Raw genomic sequence first — 17,147 nt, forward strand, 5'->3', positions numbered from 1 at the left:
GAGGCGGTCGTTTTGCGATTCACGGAGTTTGGGCGCGTGCCGAGACTCCGGAAGGTTTTCGCATTCGCATGTCCATTTCCAGTTCTGACCGTGCCGTCATGCCCGAGAACGACTCGGTGGAGGCCGTCGAGACCGTCGAGGTCGACGCAGTCATCGAGGCCTACGAGGCCGACGTCGCCGACGTGACGGTCGAAGAGGTCTCCGACGAGGCCACCGAGCCCACGATCACCTTCGCGGACCTCGGTCTGCCCGAGGGCGTCGTCCGCAAGCTCGGCCAGAACGGTGTCACCACCCCCTTCCCGATCCAGGCCGCGACCATCCCGGACGCGCTGGCGGGCAAGGACATCCTCGGCCGTGGCCGCACCGGCTCCGGCAAGACCCTCTCCTTCGGCCTTCCGCTGCTGGCGACCCTCGCGGGCGGCCAGACCGAGCGGAAGAAGCCGCGCGGCGTCATCCTCACGCCGACGCGTGAGCTCGCGATGCAGGTCGCGGACGCCCTCCAGCCCTACGGCGACGTGCTCGGCCTGAAGATGAAGGTCGTCTGCGGCGGTACGTCCATGGGCAACCAGATCTACGCCCTGGAGCGCGGTGTCGACATCCTCGTCGCCACCCCGGGCCGTCTGCGCGACATCATCAACCGCGGCGCCTGCTCCCTGGAGCAGGTCAAGATCGCGGTCCTCGACGAGGCCGACCAGATGGCCGACCTGGGCTTCCTGCCCGAGGTCACCGAGCTGCTCGACCAGGTTCCGGCCGGCGGCCAGCGCCTGCTGTTCTCCGCCACCCTGGAGAACGAGATCGACAGCCTGGTCAAGCGCTACCTGGTGAACCCGGTGACGCACGAGGTCGACCCGTCGGCCGGCGCGGTCACCACCATGACCCACCACGTCCTCGTCGTGAAGCCGAAGGACAAGGCCCCGGTCACCGCCGCCATCGCCGCCCGCAAGGGCCGCACCATCATCTTCGTCCGCACCCAGCTGGGCGCCGACCGCGTCGCCGAGCAGCTGCGCGACGCCGGCGTGAAGGCGGACGCGCTGCACGGCGGCATGACCCAGGGCGCCCGTACCCGCACCCTGGCCGACTTCAAGGACGGTTACGTCAACGTCCTGGTCGCCACCGACGTCGCCGCCCGCGGTATCCACGTCGACGGCATCGACCTGGTCCTGAACGTGGACCCCGCCGGCGACCACAAGGACTACCTGCACCGCTCGGGCCGCACCGCCCGTGCCGGCCGCTCCGGCGTCGTGGTCTCCCTGGCCCTGCCGCACCAGCGCCGCCAGATCTTCCGCCTGATGGAGGACGCGGGCGTCGACGCCTCGCGCCACATCGTCGGTGGCGCGGGCGCCTTCGACCCGGAGGTCGCCGAGATCACCGGTGCCCGGTCGCTGACCGAGGTCCAGGCCGACTCCGCGAACAACGCCGCCAAGCAGGCCGAGCGCGAGGTCGCCGACCTCACCCGCCAGCTGGAGCGCATCACCAAGCGCGCCGCCGAGCTGCGCGAGGAGGCCGAGCGCCTGGTCGCCCGTGCCGCCCGCGAGCGGGGCGAGGACCCGGAGGCCGCGGTGGCCGAGGCCGCCGAGGTCGCCGAGGCCGAGCTGGCGGCGGCCGTCGCCGAGCAGCCGGTGGTCGAGGAGCGCGAGCGCCGCGACGAGCGGGGCAACTTCGAGCGCCGCAACGACCGTGGCTTCGAGCGCCGTGACGACCGCGGTGACCGTGGCGGCTTCCGCCGTGACGACCGGGGCGACCGCGGTGGCTTCCGCCGTGACGACCGCGGTGACCGTGGTGACCGCGGTGGCTTCAACCGTGACCGCAACGAGCGCGGTGGCTTCGAGCGCCGTGACGACCGCGGCGACCGTGGCGGCTTCCGCCGTGACGACCGCGGTGACCGTGGCGGCTTCAACCGTGACCGCAACGACCGCGGTGGCTTCGAGCGTCGTGACGACCGCGGTGGCTTCAACCGTGACCGCAACGACCGTGGCGGCTTCGAGCGTCGTGACGACCGCGGTGGCTTCAACCGTGACCGCAACGAGCGCGGTGGCTTCGAGCGCCGCGACCACCGCGGCGGCAGCGACCGCCCGTTCAACCGCGACCGCCGCGACGACCGTCCCTCGGGCGGCTTCCGCTCCGGCGGCGGCGACCGCCCGTACGGCCGCCGCGACGACCACCGCCCCTCCGGCTCCGGCTCCGGCTCCTTCGGCGGCGGCCGCCGCGACGACAAGCCCCGCTGGAAGCGCAACGGCTGAGCGCCCCTCGGCTGACTGACGGACGCACAGGGCCCGTACGACACCTCGGTGTCGCACGGGCCCTGTGCGTTTTGTAGTATCCGCAGGCTTTGCCGGGGGGCGTGCACGGACCGCGTACCCCGGGCACTTCGTATTCAGGGGGAACGGATGGGACGGTCACGTGCACTCGGCGCCGCCGCGCTGGCACTGGCCATGGGGGCGGGGGCATTGACCGCCGGGGCGTGGGCCGTACCGGCCGCCGCGGCCGATGTGCCGGTGCGGGAGCTGACGATTCCGGCACCGCCGCACCAGACGCCCGCGGAGGAGAGCTTCTACGCGGCCGGGTCGGGCGTCACGACGTGGGACGCCGCCAGCAGCGATCTCCGTTGGCAGAGCCTCGGGGACGGCCGGGTCGAGCACCACGGCGCATGTGGATCCACGGACCGCATGGCGTTCCTCGGCGACGAAATGGCTTGCGATCCCGAGAGCGGTGACCGGGACGGGGACGGCTTCAAGATCTACAGCTTCGCCTCGGGCAAGAGCGAGAGCGTGCCCCGGCCCGAGAACCGGAAGTGGGCCCCGGCCTACTCCTCCCGTCGCGTGCTCGCGTACGAGCAGGGTGCGGACGGCGACCTGACCCTGCACCTGATCGGCCGGCGGAGCGAGCCGGGCGCCGACGACGTCGTGTCCGTACCCGGGCGGATCACCGATTTCCTCGAAGTGCTCGCCTTCGACGAGCGCGGCGCGCTCGTCCGCCACGGCGACGGCGGTACGGAGGGCGGTGTCCTCGGGCTCGTGGACTTCGGCACGGCCGAGCTGCGCTCCGTACCGCACGCGTTCGGTGCCCGCGGCAGCCACGTGGAAGTCGGACTCAGTGCCGGATGGGTGGTGCAGCACGCGGGTGAGACCACTGCGTACGCGTACTCCCGTCAGAACCTCTCGGCTCCGCCGCGCGCCGTTCCGGTCCCTTCGTCGGCGGATTCCGTGCAGCCCGTGGGCGACTGGCTCGTCGTCCATTCCCGCTGGACCGACAGCGAGGCCGTGACCGCCGTTCCCATGAAGGGCGGCACATCCCGGCTTCTGCTGCCCAGGTCCCGTGACGAACGGCTGCGCGCCGGGTCGGACGGCGGTGCCTACATCGTGGGCGGTACCGATTCCGAGCACTGGGGAGTACAGCGGATCGTCCCTGACGGGACGGGCACGCCGGTGGCCGGACAGGTGCTGCGCACTCCTCCCAAGCCGGCCGAGCGGGGTCACCACCTCGGCTTCGCCCATGGGCAGCTCACCATCGGCCAGCGGGGTACGCCGTGGACGCTGGAGGCCTACAACCTGTCCCTGAGCGACCCGGACACTGCTCCGAAAGCGCCTTCCTGGACCTGTGGCCGTGAGTCCGACACCCTCGTCTGCGCGGGCGACAACGAGGACGGCGGCTCGCCGGAGGTGTCCACCTGGAACGCGTCCACGGGAGACGGCAGGCTCGTGGGTCTGGCACCCGCGGACAAGGGCTTCGAGTGCATGTCCTGCGTCGTCGAGGCTCACGTCCGGGATGCCCGCGCCGGGGGCGCCGTCCGCGTCGTGCGGCTGGACAGTATGGACCGGCTGCGCCCCAGCAGGATCGAGTCCGCCTCCGGCCGCTACGTGCTGTTCCTCGCGACGCGGGGAGCCGAAGTCGTGTACGTCGTGGCGGACATCGACAGCGCGAAGGTCCTCAAAGTGATGAGCGGCGGTGTCTCCGCCCTCTGGGGCAGCACGCTCTGGGAGGCCGACGGAGACAACGGCGTGATCGCCGGCACCGACCTGCGCACCGGCCAGGTGGTGCGCCGGGTCGACCTCGGGTCGGGCTGCCGTCCGTACGACCTCAAGGTCGTGGGCGAATGGTTCCACGCGAGCTGTGCCTACGGGCGGAAGGCCGTCGCGTACAACGGCCGGACGAAGGCACGCTTCCCCCTGCCCGACGCGACCTGGACGCGTGGCGTGCAGCTCGGCGACGGGTACGTGGTCACGGTGACCGGTGACCGCCTCGTGCTCACGAACCTGCGCTCGGGAACGGCGGTGACCGAGTTCACGTCGGAGCCGATGGGGGACTTCAGGAACTTCGGACGTGACTGGGTCATCGACCCCTACGGCGGACGCCTCGCGTATACGGACCAGGCGCAGACCGTCCACGTCGTCCGTCCCTCCGGGGCGGCGAGCGCTGTCGTGGTCACCGACTCCGCGGTGCGGGGCGGCGCGCGGCTGACGGGCGGGGCTTCGTGGCAGCCCATGTGGTGGACCTCGAAGCCCACCGCGTCGTACACGCTGACCCTCACCCACAAGGCCACCGGAAAGGTCGTGCGGACCCTGACGGGAGGTCAGCGCCGGGGCCTGCTGAGCCCGGCGTGGACCGGCAAGGACGGCGACGGCCACAACGTCCCGAACGGCTCCTACGCGTGGTCGCTGACGGCGCGCCCGGCCGACGGAAAGGGTGTGGACCTCAAGGCCTCCGGCACGGTCACCGTGTCGGGCTCGGCCGCCCGGCGGGACTTCCTCGGGCAGGACGGACGGGGCGACCTGCTGGCCCTGAGCTCGTCCGGGACGTTCACCTTCCACCAGGGCAACGGCCGCGGCGGCTTCGGCGCGAAGCTGTCCGGGGCGGGCTGGCCGACGACCTCGCGGCCCGTGCCGTTCGGGGACCTGAACGGCGACCGGTGCAACGACCTGCTGGTGCGCGACGCGGCAGGGGTGCTCAGGGCGTACCTGGCCGACTGCGGCAAGGCGGTCGTGCCGACGACCCGCTCCCAGGTGATCGGCACCGGCTGGGGCCAGTACGACGTGCTGACCTCGCCCGGGGACCTGACCGGTGACGGGCGGGCGGACCTGGTGGTCCGGAAGGCCTCGACCGGCGACATGTACCTGTACGCGGCGAACGGCACCGGCGCCTTCAGGCCCGCCGTCCGCATCCAGCTCAACTGGAAGCTGTACCGCTCCGTCTTCGGCGCGGGCGACCTCAACGGCGACGGCGTCGGCGACCTGCTGGCCGTGGACGGCAACAACGCCGTCTGGCGGTACGACGGCGTGGCCACCGGCACGGTGAAGCCGCGCGTCCGGGTGAAGGACAACGGCTGGGCGGTGGGCCGCAACGCCTTCGTCGGCGTCGGCGACATCACCGGCGACGGCCGCCCGGACGTGGTCTCCCGCAACGCCGCGGGCGACCTCCTGCTGAACAAGGGCACGAGCACGGCGGGCCTCTCCGCCACGACGAGGATCACCACCGGCTTCGGTGCGTACAAGGGGCTGTTCTGACATGCACGACCGTGAGGGAAGAGAGGCGCGCGTGCGCGCACGAGTGAAGCGGCTGGGCGCGGCGGGAGTGACAGCGGCGGCGATGGTCGCCGGACTGCTGACGGGCGCGGGCCCGGCGGGGGCTGCGTCGGAGGCCGAGGCCTCCATGCCGTCGTGGCTGACCGCGATCAGGGCCACGGACGACGAGGACGGCCGGATCAAGCACTGTTCGGGCGTCGTGCTCGCCTCACGGCGGGCTGCGACGGGCCCTGACTGCTTCACCGGTCGCACCAAGTCGGACATGGTGTGGGACGTGGGAGGCGCGCGCTACCGGATCCACCCCCAGTACGACCCGGCCACCCGCCGGGCGGCCCTGGCCGTCGCGCACGCGGGCCGCTACACCCAGGCGCCCGTGCTCGCGACGGCGGCGGACGGCGCGCTGTACGCCGCCGGCACCAAGGCGGACTTCCACTCCTGGACGTTCGCCGTCCCGCGCGGCAACGAGGTCGCGCACTCCGAGCGGGTGGTGGTCGGCTCCGCCGCCGACTGCGCCGCGCTCCTGGGCCGCTCCTTGCCGGCCGGCACGCTGTGCACCACGCCCGCACCTGGTGCGCCGTACGTCCCGAAGGAGCAACGGTGTCTCGGTGACGCGGGGGGCGCGCTCGTCGCAGGCGGAAAGCTCATCGGTCTGTCTGCCACCCCCGCGAGCGGCTGTGCCTCGTCACGCGTTCGGCTCTACACGGCCGTGCGGACGTACCGTTCGCTGCTCGTCGAATGGTCGCGGGACAGGGAAGTGGACTCCTACGACGAGTCCGGCGGCGTGGTGGCGCGGCAGCGGGGCATCCTGGGGTTCATCGACTACTGCGGGACCTCGATCAACCGCACCCGGAACTGTGCCGCGGACGAGTACGGCACCACGGTGGACGTCTACCAGGAGTTCCCGCTGCTGACAGCCATGGGCGACGCCGACGGCGACGGCATCGGGGATCTGCTGGCCCGGCGCACGGACGGGAACCTGTACCGCGTCGACATGGAGCTGCCCCCGCCGCGGCTGCCGTCGGCCCCCAAGACGTTCATCGGCGCCAACTTCGACATCTACGGGGTGCTGCTCGCCCCCCGCGACCTCTCCGGCGACGGATACAACGACCTCGTCGGGCGGGACTCCGCGGGAGTCCTGTGGCTGCACCGGGGGACGGCGGACGGGAAGTTCCCCTCGCGGACGCGGGTCGGCAGTGGGTGGGGGCAGTACACCGCCATCGTCGGGCGTGGCGACTACTCGGGTGACGGGCGGTCGGATCTGGTGGCCCGGGATGCCGGCGGCACGCTGTGGCTGTTCCGCGGGAACGGGGCCGGCGGGTTCTCCGGGGCGACCCGGATCGGCGGCGGCTGGAACGCGTACAACGCCGTCGTCGGCAGCGGCGACATCGACGCCGACGGCCGCCAGGACATCGTGACGCGTACGCCGACCGGCGCGGCGTACGTCTACAACGCGGACGGGAAGGGCAACTTCCTGCCCCGCAAGCAGTGGGCCACGACCCAGTGGAAGAACTACCTCCGCATCGGCTGACGCAGCTCACCCCTGATAGTCGATCGGCTGACCGGCGGTGTCCGGCTATGCTCAGGGGTGAGCACACCGTGGGCCATTAGCTCAATTGGCAGAGCAGCGGACTTTTAATCCGTTGGTTGTCGGTTCGAGTCCGACATGGCCTACCGCTCGGCGGTCCCTCCGGGGGACGCCGCGAAGCGCCCCGTCCGGGTTTCCCGGGCGGGGCGCTTCCGTGTGTTCAGAGGTGGGCCAGGAGGACCGAAACGTGGCTGTGGGCCGGGTCCTTGACCGCGGTGAGGAGCGTCACGGGGCCGTCGGCGGCGAGGGCGCGCAGGCGGGTGAGGGCCTCCGCGGCCTCCGGGGCGGCGAGTTCGGACTCGTACCGGGCGCGGAACTCGGTGTCCGTCAGGTCGCCGGCGTGGAACTCCTTGCGGAGGTCGTCGGACGGGGTGAGGTCCTTGGGCCACTCGTCCACCCGGGCGTCCGCCTTCGACACGCCGCGCGGCCACAGGCGGTCGACCAGGACACGGGTGCCGTCCCCGTCGGTGGGCGGGTCGTAGACGCGGGCCACTCGGATCTCGCTGCTCCGGTTCATGGGGCCAGGGTGGGGGACGGGCCGGCCGGCGGCCAGTTCGCCAGGAGCGTGTCGAGGGCGTCGATCATCCGGGCCCAGGAGGCGTCCAGGTCGCGGGCCGCGTGGAAGGCGGCCGCGGCCTCCAGGGCGGCGAAGCCGTGGAAGGTGCTGCGGAGCAGCCGGACCGCGTCGGTCCGGTCCGGCTCGCCGAGCTCGTAGCCGCGGATCATCGCGTACGTGTACTCGACCATCCGCTCGTGCCCCGGCGAGGCGGCGAGCACGTCGGCGGGCAGCTCCAGCTGGGTGGCGGCGTAGCGGCCGGGATGTCCGACGGCGTACGAGCGGTAGGCGTGGGCGAAGCCGGCGAGGGCGGCCTTCCCGGCGCGCCCGGCGACGGCCGCGCCGATGAGGTCCGCGAACTCGGCCGCGCAGCGCACGGCGAGCCGGGTGCGCAGGTCCTGGAGGTTCCGCACGTGCGAGTACAGGCTCGCGTCCTTCACGCCGAAGCCGCGCGCGAGGGCGGAGACGGTGACGCCGCCGAGCCCCGCGGAGTCGGCCAGCTCGGCGGCGGCCTCGACGACGCGGTCGGCGGTCAGTCCTGCTCGGGGCATGTTCTCCCTAATCGAATTAATGGTTTGCCTAGGGGGTCTAGGAAGATTAGCGTGCCGGACATGAAGGCGCTCACCGAATCCGACATCCGCGGCTCGTTCATCAACTGCTCCAAGGGCGAGGCCCAACGCCTGCCCATGCCCCGCGACCTGGCCGAACGCCCCTGGGACGACCTCGACTTCCTCGGCTGGCGCGACCTCTCCGCGCCCGACCGCAGCTACCTCGTCACCGAGCGGGCGGGCCGTCTGGTCGGCATCACGCTGCGCTTCCCCTCCGTGAAGCGCGGGTTCCTGCAGCGCAGCATGTGCACCTTCTGCCTGACGACCCACCCCGGTTCCGGCGTCTCCCTGATGACCGCCCGCAAGTCCGGGCGCGAGGGCCGCGAGGGCAACTCCGTCGGCGTCTACATCTGCACGGACCTCGACTGCTCCCTCTACGTGCGGGGCAGGAAGCAGCCCGAGCCCGGCGGCCGCTTCGAGGAGACGCTCACCGTGGAGCAGCAGGTCGAGCGGATGAAGGGGAACCTGGACGCCTTCCTCGCCAAGCTCTGACGGGGAGGGGGCGTGGGGGGAGGAGGCGTGGGGCGCCCGTGGAACGACGAAGGCCCGGATCCAGAAGGATCCGGGCCTCGTGCTGAGTAGCGGGGACAGGATTTGAACCTGCGACCTCTGGGTTATGAGCCCAGCGAGCTACCGAGCTGCTCCACCCCGCGTCGGTGATTACAGCTTACGCCATTCCGGGGGGTGCTCGACGCCATTTGTTTCCCGGGGCGCTCCCGAGGGGGCGCGTGCCCCGGTCGCCGACCGGGGCACGCGCGGGGCACGACCGGGGCACGGCACCCGTTCGGCCCTGCCGGGTCGCCGTACGGCCGCCCCGCCCGCAGCCTTGGGAGGCGGGGCGGCAGCGGCCCGTGCCGCGGGCGCGAGCGGACCGGTCAGGGAGAGACGTGGTGGGGCTGGGGCAGCGAGGAGGTTCCTTCCGGGGGGCCCGGGTGGCGGGCAGGGCCCGGAGCCGGATCGGTGACGGCAGCGGCAGACGGTTCGCGCGGACCTTCCTGCGCGTGCTCCCGGTGCTCCTGATCGTCCTGGGACTGGTCTTCGACGTCCTGACCCCGCCCAGCTTCACCGGTGCGCCCTTCTTCACCGCCGCGCCGCTGATCGCGGCCCCGCTCTTCGCCTTTACCACCACCCTGCTGACCGGTGCGAGCGCCGCCCTGGCGGTCCTCGTGCTCCAGCTCCGCAACGGCAGCTCCGGCAAGGTCGAGGCGGTTACCGAGCTGGTGACCGTCTTCACCGTCGCCGTCCTGGCCCTGCTGATCAACCGTGTGGTCCGGCGCAGCGGCGAACAGCTCGCCTCCGCGCGCGGCGTGGCCGAGGTCGCCCAGCGCGCGGTGCTGCCCACTCCCGCCGGACGCATCGGGGGACTGCACGTCTCCGCCCGCTACGAGGCCGCCGACGCCGACGCGTTCATCGGCGGGGACCTGTACGCCGTCCAGGACACCCCGTACGGCGTCCGCCTCGCGGTCGGCGACGTGCGCGGCAAGGGGCTCGGCGCGGTCGAGGCCGTCGCGGTGGTGCTCGGCGCCTTCCGCGAGGCGGCCGAGCTCGAACCCACCCTGGAGGGCGTCGCCCGGCGGGTGGAGCGCGCCCTGGCCCGGGAGGGCACCCGGCGCGACAGCCTCGACTCCGTCGAGGGGTTCACCACGTGCGTACTGGCCGAGGTCACCCCGGACGGCGGCACGCTCCGCATGGTCAACCGGGGCCACCCCGAGCCGCTGCTGCTGCGCGCCAACGGGAAGCTGGAGGTGCTGGCCCCCGCGGAGGCCGCCCTGCCGCTGGGCATGGGCGAGCTGGGGGACGGGGGGTACCGGGCGGACGCGTGGCACTTCCCCGCGGGCTCGACGCTGCTGCTCTACACCGACGGGCTCTCGGAGGCCCGGGACGCCGCGGGCGCGTTCTACGAGCCGGCCGAGCGGCTGCGGGGGCGGATCTTCCCCGGGCCGGAGGAGCTGCTGTCCGGCCTGATCGCCGATGTGCGGCGGCACACCGGCGGCGGGGCCACCGACGACATGGCGCTGCTCGCGGTCGTCCGCCCGACGCCGGGTCAGACCGCCCGCCGGAGGTCCGTCTCCACCGTACGGCGCCGCTGAGCGCGTCCGACCGGCCACGCAGCGTGAGCGAAGCGGGTCGGGGGGCCGGGCAATTGACGGATCGTCAGGGTACGGAAGTGGCCGGAGTGGCGATGCCGGTGCAGGCGTCTCGTCCCCGTCTGGCGTCGGATGAGGCATTTGCCCTGGCCAACGTCGGTCACGGAATGGCCGGTTGATGTGAAGGATCAAGTAAGGGAGCTTGGAATCACTCCCTGTTGTCTATTACCGTTCGATAACGCAGTTCGGCTGTCCCAGCCGTCGCAAGTGACGGCACCGTGCGCGTGCGCGCCGAATCCCGTGAGGGAACCGGGGAACCACCAACTTGGGGTGAATCGGGTCGTTTTCCGACCCGTAGGAGACCTTCCTGCTCCGAACCCGTCAGCTAACCCGGTAGGCCAGAAGGAAGGAAAGGAGCGCCCCCGTGGCGTCCAGCAGGCCTGCCCCCGAAGCCGCCGGGTCCATCGAGACGGACTCGCCCTACCCGGGCGGAACCGGTGCCGGGGCATGGGGCGAGTGGAACCCCACAGAGGACTCCGCCCGTCCCGCCGGCGGCCGCCACCGCGTCGCCAAGCAGCGCGGCGGACTCGCCCGCAGCTCCACGGTCCTCGGCGTCGGCATCATCGCCGCCGTCGGCGCCACCGGCATGGCCACCGCCCAGGACAAGCCCCCGGTCGCGATATCCATACCCTCGCTGCTCCCCGACGACGAGGCGGACGCGGCGCAGGAGAGCACCCCCATCGAGGCGCCGCTCACCAACGCGGGCGTCACCCCCGAGCAGGCCGAGGCCGGCACCGACGCCGGCGAGGCCCTGCGCAACCGGATCCTCCAGCAGGCCGAGTCCCAGGCGGACGCGGCCGTCGCCCAGGAGAAGGAGGCGGCGCAGCGCGCCGCCGAGCAGGCCGCCGCCGCGAAGGCGAAGGCCGAGCGGGAGGCCGCGGACAAGAAGGCCGCCGAAGCGCGCAAGGCCGCCGAGGCCGCGGCGAAGGCGGCCGCGGAGGCCAAGGCCGAGGCGGAGCGCCTGGCCAAGCTGGCCGGCCAGTACGCGCTGCCCACCTCCTCGTACACCCTGACCTCCCACTACGGGGACTCCGGCTCGATGTGGTCCTCCGGCCACCACACCGGCCTGGACTTCGCCGCGCCGACGGGAACCCCGGTCAAGGCCGTGCACGGCGGCAAGATCATCTCGGCGGGCTGGTCCGGCGCGTACGGCTACCGCATCGTCCTCCAGCTGGAGGACGGCACGGAGGTCTGGTACTGCCACCTGTCCTCGATGTCCGTCACCTCGGGCACCGTCACCACCGGCGAGACCATCGGCCGCGTCGGCGCCACCGGCAACGTCACGGGCGCCCATCTGCACCTGGAAGTGCGGACCGGCGGAGCGACGGTGGACCCGCTGGCGTGGCTGCGGGACAAGGGCCTGACGGTCTGACGACGCCGGGGTACGGGGCCACGGCGCCCGGAGGGTACGGGGCCACGGCTCCCGCGTACGGGTCCACCGCTTCCGCGGCGTACGGGCCCACCGCACTCCCCGCGTACGCCGCGCCCCGCATCGCCGGTACGAACAGCGGGTCCCGGCGCCCCCGGGCCCGTACCCCGAGCCAGGCCAGCACCCCGAAGACCGGCACCATCACGGTCGCGTACACCACGTAGAACCCGTACTCGCCGAACTCCGACGAGCTGTTCCACAGCGCGTGCGTCGCCATCGCCAGCGCCAGCCCGGCCAGCGGCAGCCCGATGCGCCGCCACCGCCCGGCCGAGAAGGCCGCCCAGCAGAAGCCGAGCCCGGTCCACACGGTGAACAGCGGGTGCGCGAACGGGGACATCACCACCCGCACGAAGAAGGTCGCGGCCGTCACCGAGTCCAGCAGCGAGGTGCCGCTGCCGAGGTCCTCACCGAAGGCGTTGCCGAGGTAGAGGATGTTCTCGGTGAAGGCGAAGCCCGTGGCGGTGAACCCGGCCACCACGATCGCGTCCGTGATCCCGGTAAACCGCCGGCCGCGGAAGAGGAAGACCAGCAGCAGGGCGGCGGCCTTGGCGCACTCCTCCACCACCGGGGCGATGGCGATCGAGCCGAGCTGGTCGGCGTCGTGCGGGTCCAGGGTCGCGGCCGCTATCCACCGGGTCGCGAAGCTGTTGGCCACTATGGCGATGAGCGCCGCGGCGCACGCCCCCCAGGCGAAGACGAACAGGTGCTGCGGCCACGGCCCCGGCTTCGTCCGGTCCAGCCAGTGGAACACCGCCATCAGCGGTGGCACCGGCAGGACGGCGAGGCCGAGGCCGACGAGGAAGCCCTGGGTGCCGGTCTGCTCCCGTACGAGGGCGAGGATCAGCACTCCGGCGACCGCGAGCAGCCCGATGGACGCGCGAGACAGGACCCGGAACACGCCACGACAGTAGCGATCCGGACGCGTACCGGAGGGCTGGTTTTCAGTTCTCGGTGCGCCGGAACAACAGGTCGTGTACGACGTGGCCCTTGTCCAGGCCCTGTCCCTCGAAGCGGGTGAGCGGCCGGAACTCCGGGCGTGGCGCGTAGCCGCCGTCCGGCTGGGTGTTCTCGAAGTCCGGGTGCGCGCTGAGCACTTCGAGCATCTGCTCGGCGTACTCCTCCCAGTCCGTGGCGCAGTGCAGGATCGCGCCCGGCGCGAGGCGGGTGGCGGCGAGCGTCAGGAACTCGGGCTGGATCAGCCGGCGCTTGTGGTGGCGCTTCTTGGGCCACGGGTCCGGGAAGTACACGCGCATCCCGGCGAGGGCGGCGGGGGCCAGCATCTCGCGGAGCAGGATGATCGCGTCGCCGTTGGCGACCCGGATGTTGGTGAGGCCGTTGCGCTCGGCGAGGCCGAGGAGGTTGCCCTGGCCGGGGGTGTGCACGTCGACGGCGAGGATGCCGGTGCCGGGGTCGTCGGCGCCCATCTGCGCGGTCGCCTCGCCCATGCCGAAGCCGATCTCCAGGACCACCGGCAGGCCGTCGAACATCTTGTCGAGGTCGAGCACCTCGCGGCCGTCGATGTCGAGGCCCCAGGTGCCCCAGAGGCGGCGGAGCGCGTCCTCCTGGCTCGTGGTCACCCTGCTCCGGCGCGGCTGGAAGCTGCGGATGCGCCGCTCGTGGTGCGAGCCCGCCGGGTCGGGGGCGGGGCCGTCCGGGAAGCGGGGCTGGTGGCGCCACACCGGAGGGGGCTTGGGCTGGGGGTTCAGGGACTCAGACACAGTGCCGCCAATTCTACGGCGGCCGGCCCGCACGGCATCCCGGCAGCGGGAGCCGGCCCCGGCCGGGCATCCGGCCGGGCGGGCCGCCCTCCCGGCGTCGGCGCGGTCGCGCTGCCCCGCCCGGCATCCCCGGCTACGGCGCCAGCGCCGCCAGTGCCCGGCGGGCCACCTCCCGGCCGATGGGCAGGGAGGCCGTCGCGGCCGGCGAGGGGGCGTTGAGGACGTGGACCGTACGCGGCGCCTCGCGGATCAGGAAGTCGTCGACCAGCGTCCCGTCCCGCAGCACCGCCTGGGCCCGCACCCCCGCCGCGGCCGGGGTGAGGTCGTCCTCCGTGACCGCCGGCAGCAGCCGCCGGACCGCCTGCGTGAACGCGCCCTTCGACAGGGAGCGGTGGATCTCCCCCGCGCCGTACCGCCAGTGGCGCGCCGCCACGCGCCACATCCCGGGCCAGGCCGCGGTGGACGCCATGTCCCGCGGGCGCACCGCGCCCCACGAGTACCCCTCGCGCGCCAGTGCCGGCACCGCGTTCGGCCCGACGTGGACGCCGCCCCCGATGCCCCGCGTCAGGTGCACCCCGAGGAACGGGAAGGCCGGGTCCGGCACCGGATAGACCAGTCCGCGCACCAAGGAGGGCCGCGTCAGGTCGTAGTACTCCCCCCGGAACGGGATGATCCGCACCGCCGGGTCGTCGCCGGCCAGCCGCGCCACCCGGTCGCACTGGAGGCCCGCGCAGTTCACCAGCGCCTTCGCCCGCACCACCGTGCCGTCGGCCGTCCGCACCGCCACGCCCGACGCGCGGCGCCCGATGAGGTCCACCGCCGAGCCGTACCGGATCTCCGCCCCCGAGGCCCCTGCCAGCCGCTCCGCCACGGCGCCGTAGTCGCAGATCCCCGTGGTGCCGACGTGGATCGCGGCCAGGCCGCGCACCTCGGGCTCGTGGTCGGCGATCTGCGCGGGGCCCAGCTCCCTGACCGGGATCGCGTTCTCCCGGCCCCGCTGCACCAGGGCGTGCAACCGCGGCAGCTCCGAGCGGTCGGTCGCGACGATCAGCTTGCCGGTCACCTCGTGCGGGATGTCGTGCTCCGCACAGAACTTGACCATCTCCGAGGCGCCCTTGACCGCGAACCGCGCCTTGAGGGACCCGGGGCGGTAGTAGATCCCGCTGTGGATCACCCCGCTGTTGCGGCCGGTCTGGTGACGGGCCGGGCCCGCCTCCTTCTCCAGCACCACGACCCGCGTCCCCGGCGCGAGCCGCGACAGGGCGTACGCGGTCGACAGCCCGACGATCCCACCGCCGACCACCACCACATCGCAGTGCACGCGCTCCATGCCACCTCCCACCCCGATACTGCACCCCCCGACTGACATCCGGGTCACACGGGCGCCACCAGCAGCGGTCGCGCCCGCTCCCTGAGCTCCGCCACGCGCGGCTCGTCGCCGTACGGCTCCAGCCGGTGCAGCAGGTCGCGCACGTACTCCGTGGTGCGGGCCGAGGAGATCCGCCCGGCGACCTCCACGGCCCGGGTGCCCTGGGCGCAGGCCGCGTCCAGGTTGCCGGACTCCAGCTCGGCGACGGCGCTCACGACCAGGCGTAAGCCGTGCGAGCGGACGTACTCCTCGGTGGGCCGGGACAGGGCCTGCTCGGTGAACCGGCGTACCTGACGCGGCAGTTTGAGGTCGCGGTAGCATTCCGCCGCATCCGCCGCGAACCGGTCGTACGAGTAGAAACCCAGCCAGGACGGGTCGGCGTCGCCCTCCCGCGCCCGCTCCAGCCAGCCCTCGGCCGCCCGCAGCGCGGCGCCCGCGGCCGCCGAGTCGCCCGCCTTGGCGTGGGCCCGCGCCTCGACGAGCCGGAAGAAGCTCATCGTGCGGGAGGTCGCCAGGCCGCGGTTGCGCTCGATGGCCGCCTGGGCGAGGTCCACGCCCTCGTCGGCGAAGTCGCGGTAGGTGGCCTGGAGGGACATGGAGGCCAGCACGTACCCGCCCAGGGGGACGTCGGCCGCCGCCCTGGCGAGCCGCAGCGCCTGGATGTAGTACCGCTGCGCGGCCTCCTGCTGGCCGGTGTCGAAGGCCATCCACCCGGCCAGCCGGGTCAGCTCGGCGGTCGCGCCGAACAGCGCGCGGCCCACCTCGTCGGAGTAGGAGCCGAGCAGCAGCGGCGCCGCGTCGACGCGCAGGCACTCGGGCACCATCGAGGAGCGCCAGTCGCCCCCGCCGTACTTGGAGTCCCAGCGCCGGGCGTCCTCGGCGGCCTCGCGGAGCTTGGCCACGTCGCTGTGCCCGACGCGCTGCGGCGAGGCGTCGAGCGAGGGTCCGGCGGGTGCCGGCCCGGTGGGCGCGGCCCGCTCGGGACGCCCCTCGGTACGGTCGCCCCGCCCCGGTACGCCGCCGGCCCCCGCGGAGGCGCCGACGAAAGGTCCCGGTCCGGTACCGGGCGGAACGGCGGTCCCGGCAGCAGTGGTCCCGGATGCCGTGGTGCCGGCGGCTGCGGTCCCGGCGGCTGCGGTCCCGGACGCGGCACCTGCCGGGCCGGCTCCCGCGTACCCCGCACTCCCGGACCCGGCTGCCCCTGCACCTGCGGACCCCGTGCCCTGCCCCGCGGGGCCCGCGGGCCCCGGCCCGGGCGCCACGGCGGTGCCCGTGCCCCCCGGTGCGCTCCCGGCCGCCCCCGGCGCCTCCCGGGCCACCGAGCTGTCCGCGGGCGTTATCAGCCACCGCGAGGCGGGCATCGCGTACGCCGACACGGCGAACGACCCCGCCAGCGACTGCCAGATCCCGCCACCGCCCCGGCGGCCCGCCAGGTCCAGCCGGTACAGGTCCGTGGCCGACCGCACCGCGGCCGCCACGTCCCGCGGGAAGGCCAGGCCGACCTCGGGCGCCGGGTCCGCGTCCGCCAGCCCGATCTCGTGCAACGGCACCGGCCGGCCCAGCTTCGCGCCGATCGCGGCCGCGATCAGGTGGGGCGCGGCACCTTGGGGCACCATGCCCTTGGAGACCCACCGGGCCACCGAGGTCTTGTCATAACGAAGCGTCAGGCCGCGCTGCGCGCCCAGGTCGTTGACCCGTCGCGCCAGTCCGGCGTTGCTGATACCCGCGAGGGCGAGGACGGTGCCGAGCTTCTCGTTCGGCTCGCGGAGCTCCCTGGACATGCGCCACCCCTCACGCAGACGGCCGCCGGGGCATAGGCACCCGGCATTCGTAAACCCAGCGTAGTTCGCCGCATCCCAAGCGTTAAGGGCCCGAGTTCCACATGGCGGGATTGTTGTCCGTACCTTCGGCGTTGGCCGGGGCGCGTCCGTCCCGCGCTCCGGTGTCCCGTGCTCCGCCCGTGTGGCCGTGCGCCCGTGCGTGCGCTCTGCCCCGGCTCCCGGCCGGACGATTCCATGTGGGGTGCGTGGGTCGGCCCGCTGCGTGGAACCGGTGGGCCGGGGGACACCGCCGCCTCAATCCCCGCGGGTGGCGGACCGGTCCGGGAGGCGGACCGCGCCTCCCGGGCCGCGCCCCGCCGCCACGCGGGCACCGCCCGTACCGTCCGGCACGGAAACGGCGCGGAAAAGAATGGCCGAATCCGACCTATGGAACGG

Annotated in this window: 11 protein-coding genes, 2 tRNA genes, 1 pseudogene and 1 riboswitch; of the genes and pseudogenes, 7 read left to right on the top strand and 7 right to left on the bottom strand. The window is 73.3% G+C overall.

Annotated elements, in window-relative coordinates; translation table 11 throughout:
• The first annotated feature begins 68 nt into the window (after positions 1–68).
• The 4 genes from ACIQUQ_RS21965 to ACIQUQ_RS21980 all read left to right on the top strand — a co-directional run bounded on the left by ACIQUQ_RS21965 (position 69) and on the right by ACIQUQ_RS21980 (position 7,190).
• On the top strand, positions 69–2,240 hold the full coding sequence (locus tag ACIQUQ_RS21965) for a DEAD/DEAH box helicase (RefSeq protein ID WP_403978280.1): 2,172 nt from the start codon (positions 69–71) through the stop codon (positions 2,238–2,240).
• Positions 2,241–2,387: 147 nt separating this feature from the next.
• Entirely contained in the window at positions 2,388–5,501 is a 3,114-nt protein-coding gene (locus tag ACIQUQ_RS21970) for an FG-GAP-like repeat-containing protein (protein WP_403978283.1), read from the top strand.
• A 31-nt stretch (positions 5,502–5,532) separates the two neighbouring features.
• Positions 5,533–7,047, top strand: a complete 1,515-nt coding sequence (locus ACIQUQ_RS21975; protein ID WP_403978286.1) for an FG-GAP-like repeat-containing protein — start codon at positions 5,533–5,535, stop codon at positions 7,045–7,047.
• A 70-nt stretch (positions 7,048–7,117) separates the two neighbouring features.
• A tRNA-Lys gene (locus tag ACIQUQ_RS21980) sits at positions 7,118–7,190 on the top strand.
• Between the two features lie 74 nt (positions 7,191–7,264).
• On the opposite strand, the gene ACIQUQ_RS21985 is transcribed toward ACIQUQ_RS21980, so the two are convergent.
• The gene (locus ACIQUQ_RS21985) at positions 7,265–7,621 is read right to left on the bottom strand and encodes a DUF488 domain-containing protein (protein ID WP_403978289.1); all 357 of its coding nucleotides are present in this window, start codon (positions 7,619–7,621) and stop codon (positions 7,265–7,267) included.
• Complete coding sequence (locus ACIQUQ_RS21990; protein ID WP_403978291.1) at positions 7,618–8,211, bottom strand: TetR/AcrR family transcriptional regulator; 594 nt, start codon at positions 8,209–8,211, stop codon at positions 7,618–7,620. Before ACIQUQ_RS21990 ends, ACIQUQ_RS21985 begins: the two co-directional genes overlap by 4 nt.
• A gap of 60 nt (positions 8,212–8,271) precedes the next feature.
• On the opposite strand from ACIQUQ_RS21990, the gene ACIQUQ_RS21995 reads away from it, so the two are divergent.
• The gene (locus tag ACIQUQ_RS21995) at positions 8,272–8,760 is read left to right on the top strand and encodes an FBP domain-containing protein (RefSeq protein ID WP_403978294.1); all 489 of its coding nucleotides are present in this window, start codon (positions 8,272–8,274) and stop codon (positions 8,758–8,760) included.
• 87 nt (positions 8,761–8,847) lie between these two features.
• Here the strand turns inward: ACIQUQ_RS21995 and ACIQUQ_RS22000 are convergent.
• A tRNA-Met gene (locus ACIQUQ_RS22000) sits at positions 8,848–8,921 on the bottom strand.
• Positions 8,922–9,164: 243 nt separating this feature from the next.
• Between ACIQUQ_RS22000 and ACIQUQ_RS22005 the strand changes: the two genes are divergently transcribed.
• Together ACIQUQ_RS22005 and ACIQUQ_RS22010 are read left to right on the top strand one after the other, a co-directional pair.
• Positions 9,165–10,358, top strand: coding sequence for a PP2C family protein-serine/threonine phosphatase (locus tag ACIQUQ_RS22005; protein ID WP_403978343.1), 1,194 nt, complete (start codon positions 9,165–9,167; stop codon positions 10,356–10,358).
• A gap of 276 nt (positions 10,359–10,634) precedes the next feature.
• Positions 10,635–10,770, top strand: a riboswitch (cyclic di-AMP (ydaO/yuaA leader).
• A gap of 9 nt (positions 10,771–10,779) precedes the next feature.
• Complete coding sequence (locus ACIQUQ_RS22010; protein ID WP_403978297.1) at positions 10,780–11,787, top strand: M23 family metallopeptidase; 1,008 nt, start codon at positions 10,780–10,782, stop codon at positions 11,785–11,787.
• Positions 11,788–11,863: 76 nt separating this feature from the next.
• On the opposite strand, the pseudogene ACIQUQ_RS22015 reads toward ACIQUQ_RS22010, so the two are convergent.
• From ACIQUQ_RS22015 to ACIQUQ_RS22030, 4 genes and pseudogenes are all read right to left on the bottom strand, one after another.
• Positions 11,864–12,742, bottom strand: a pseudogene (locus ACIQUQ_RS22015) (PrsW family intramembrane metalloprotease); the annotation flags it as partial.
• Positions 12,743–12,785: 43 nt separating this feature from the next.
• The gene (gene trmB, locus ACIQUQ_RS22020) at positions 12,786–13,562 is read right to left on the bottom strand and encodes a tRNA (guanosine(46)-N7)-methyltransferase TrmB (RefSeq protein WP_399944552.1); all 777 of its coding nucleotides are present in this window, start codon (positions 13,560–13,562) and stop codon (positions 12,786–12,788) included.
• A gap of 133 nt (positions 13,563–13,695) precedes the next feature.
• Complete coding sequence (gene lhgO / locus ACIQUQ_RS22025) at positions 13,696–14,892, bottom strand: L-2-hydroxyglutarate oxidase (RefSeq protein ID WP_403978299.1); 1,197 nt, start codon at positions 14,890–14,892, stop codon at positions 13,696–13,698.
• Positions 14,893–14,936: 44 nt separating this feature from the next.
• Positions 14,937–16,712, bottom strand: a complete 1,776-nt coding sequence (locus tag ACIQUQ_RS22030) for a sporulation protein (RefSeq protein WP_403978302.1) — start codon at positions 16,710–16,712, stop codon at positions 14,937–14,939.
• Positions 16,713–17,147 lie beyond the last annotated feature (435 nt).

Origin of the sequence: Streptomyces sp. NPDC101118, assembly GCF_044759445.1 — a bacterium.
Taxonomy (GTDB): domain Bacteria; phylum Actinomycetota; class Actinomycetes; order Streptomycetales; family Streptomycetaceae; genus Streptomyces.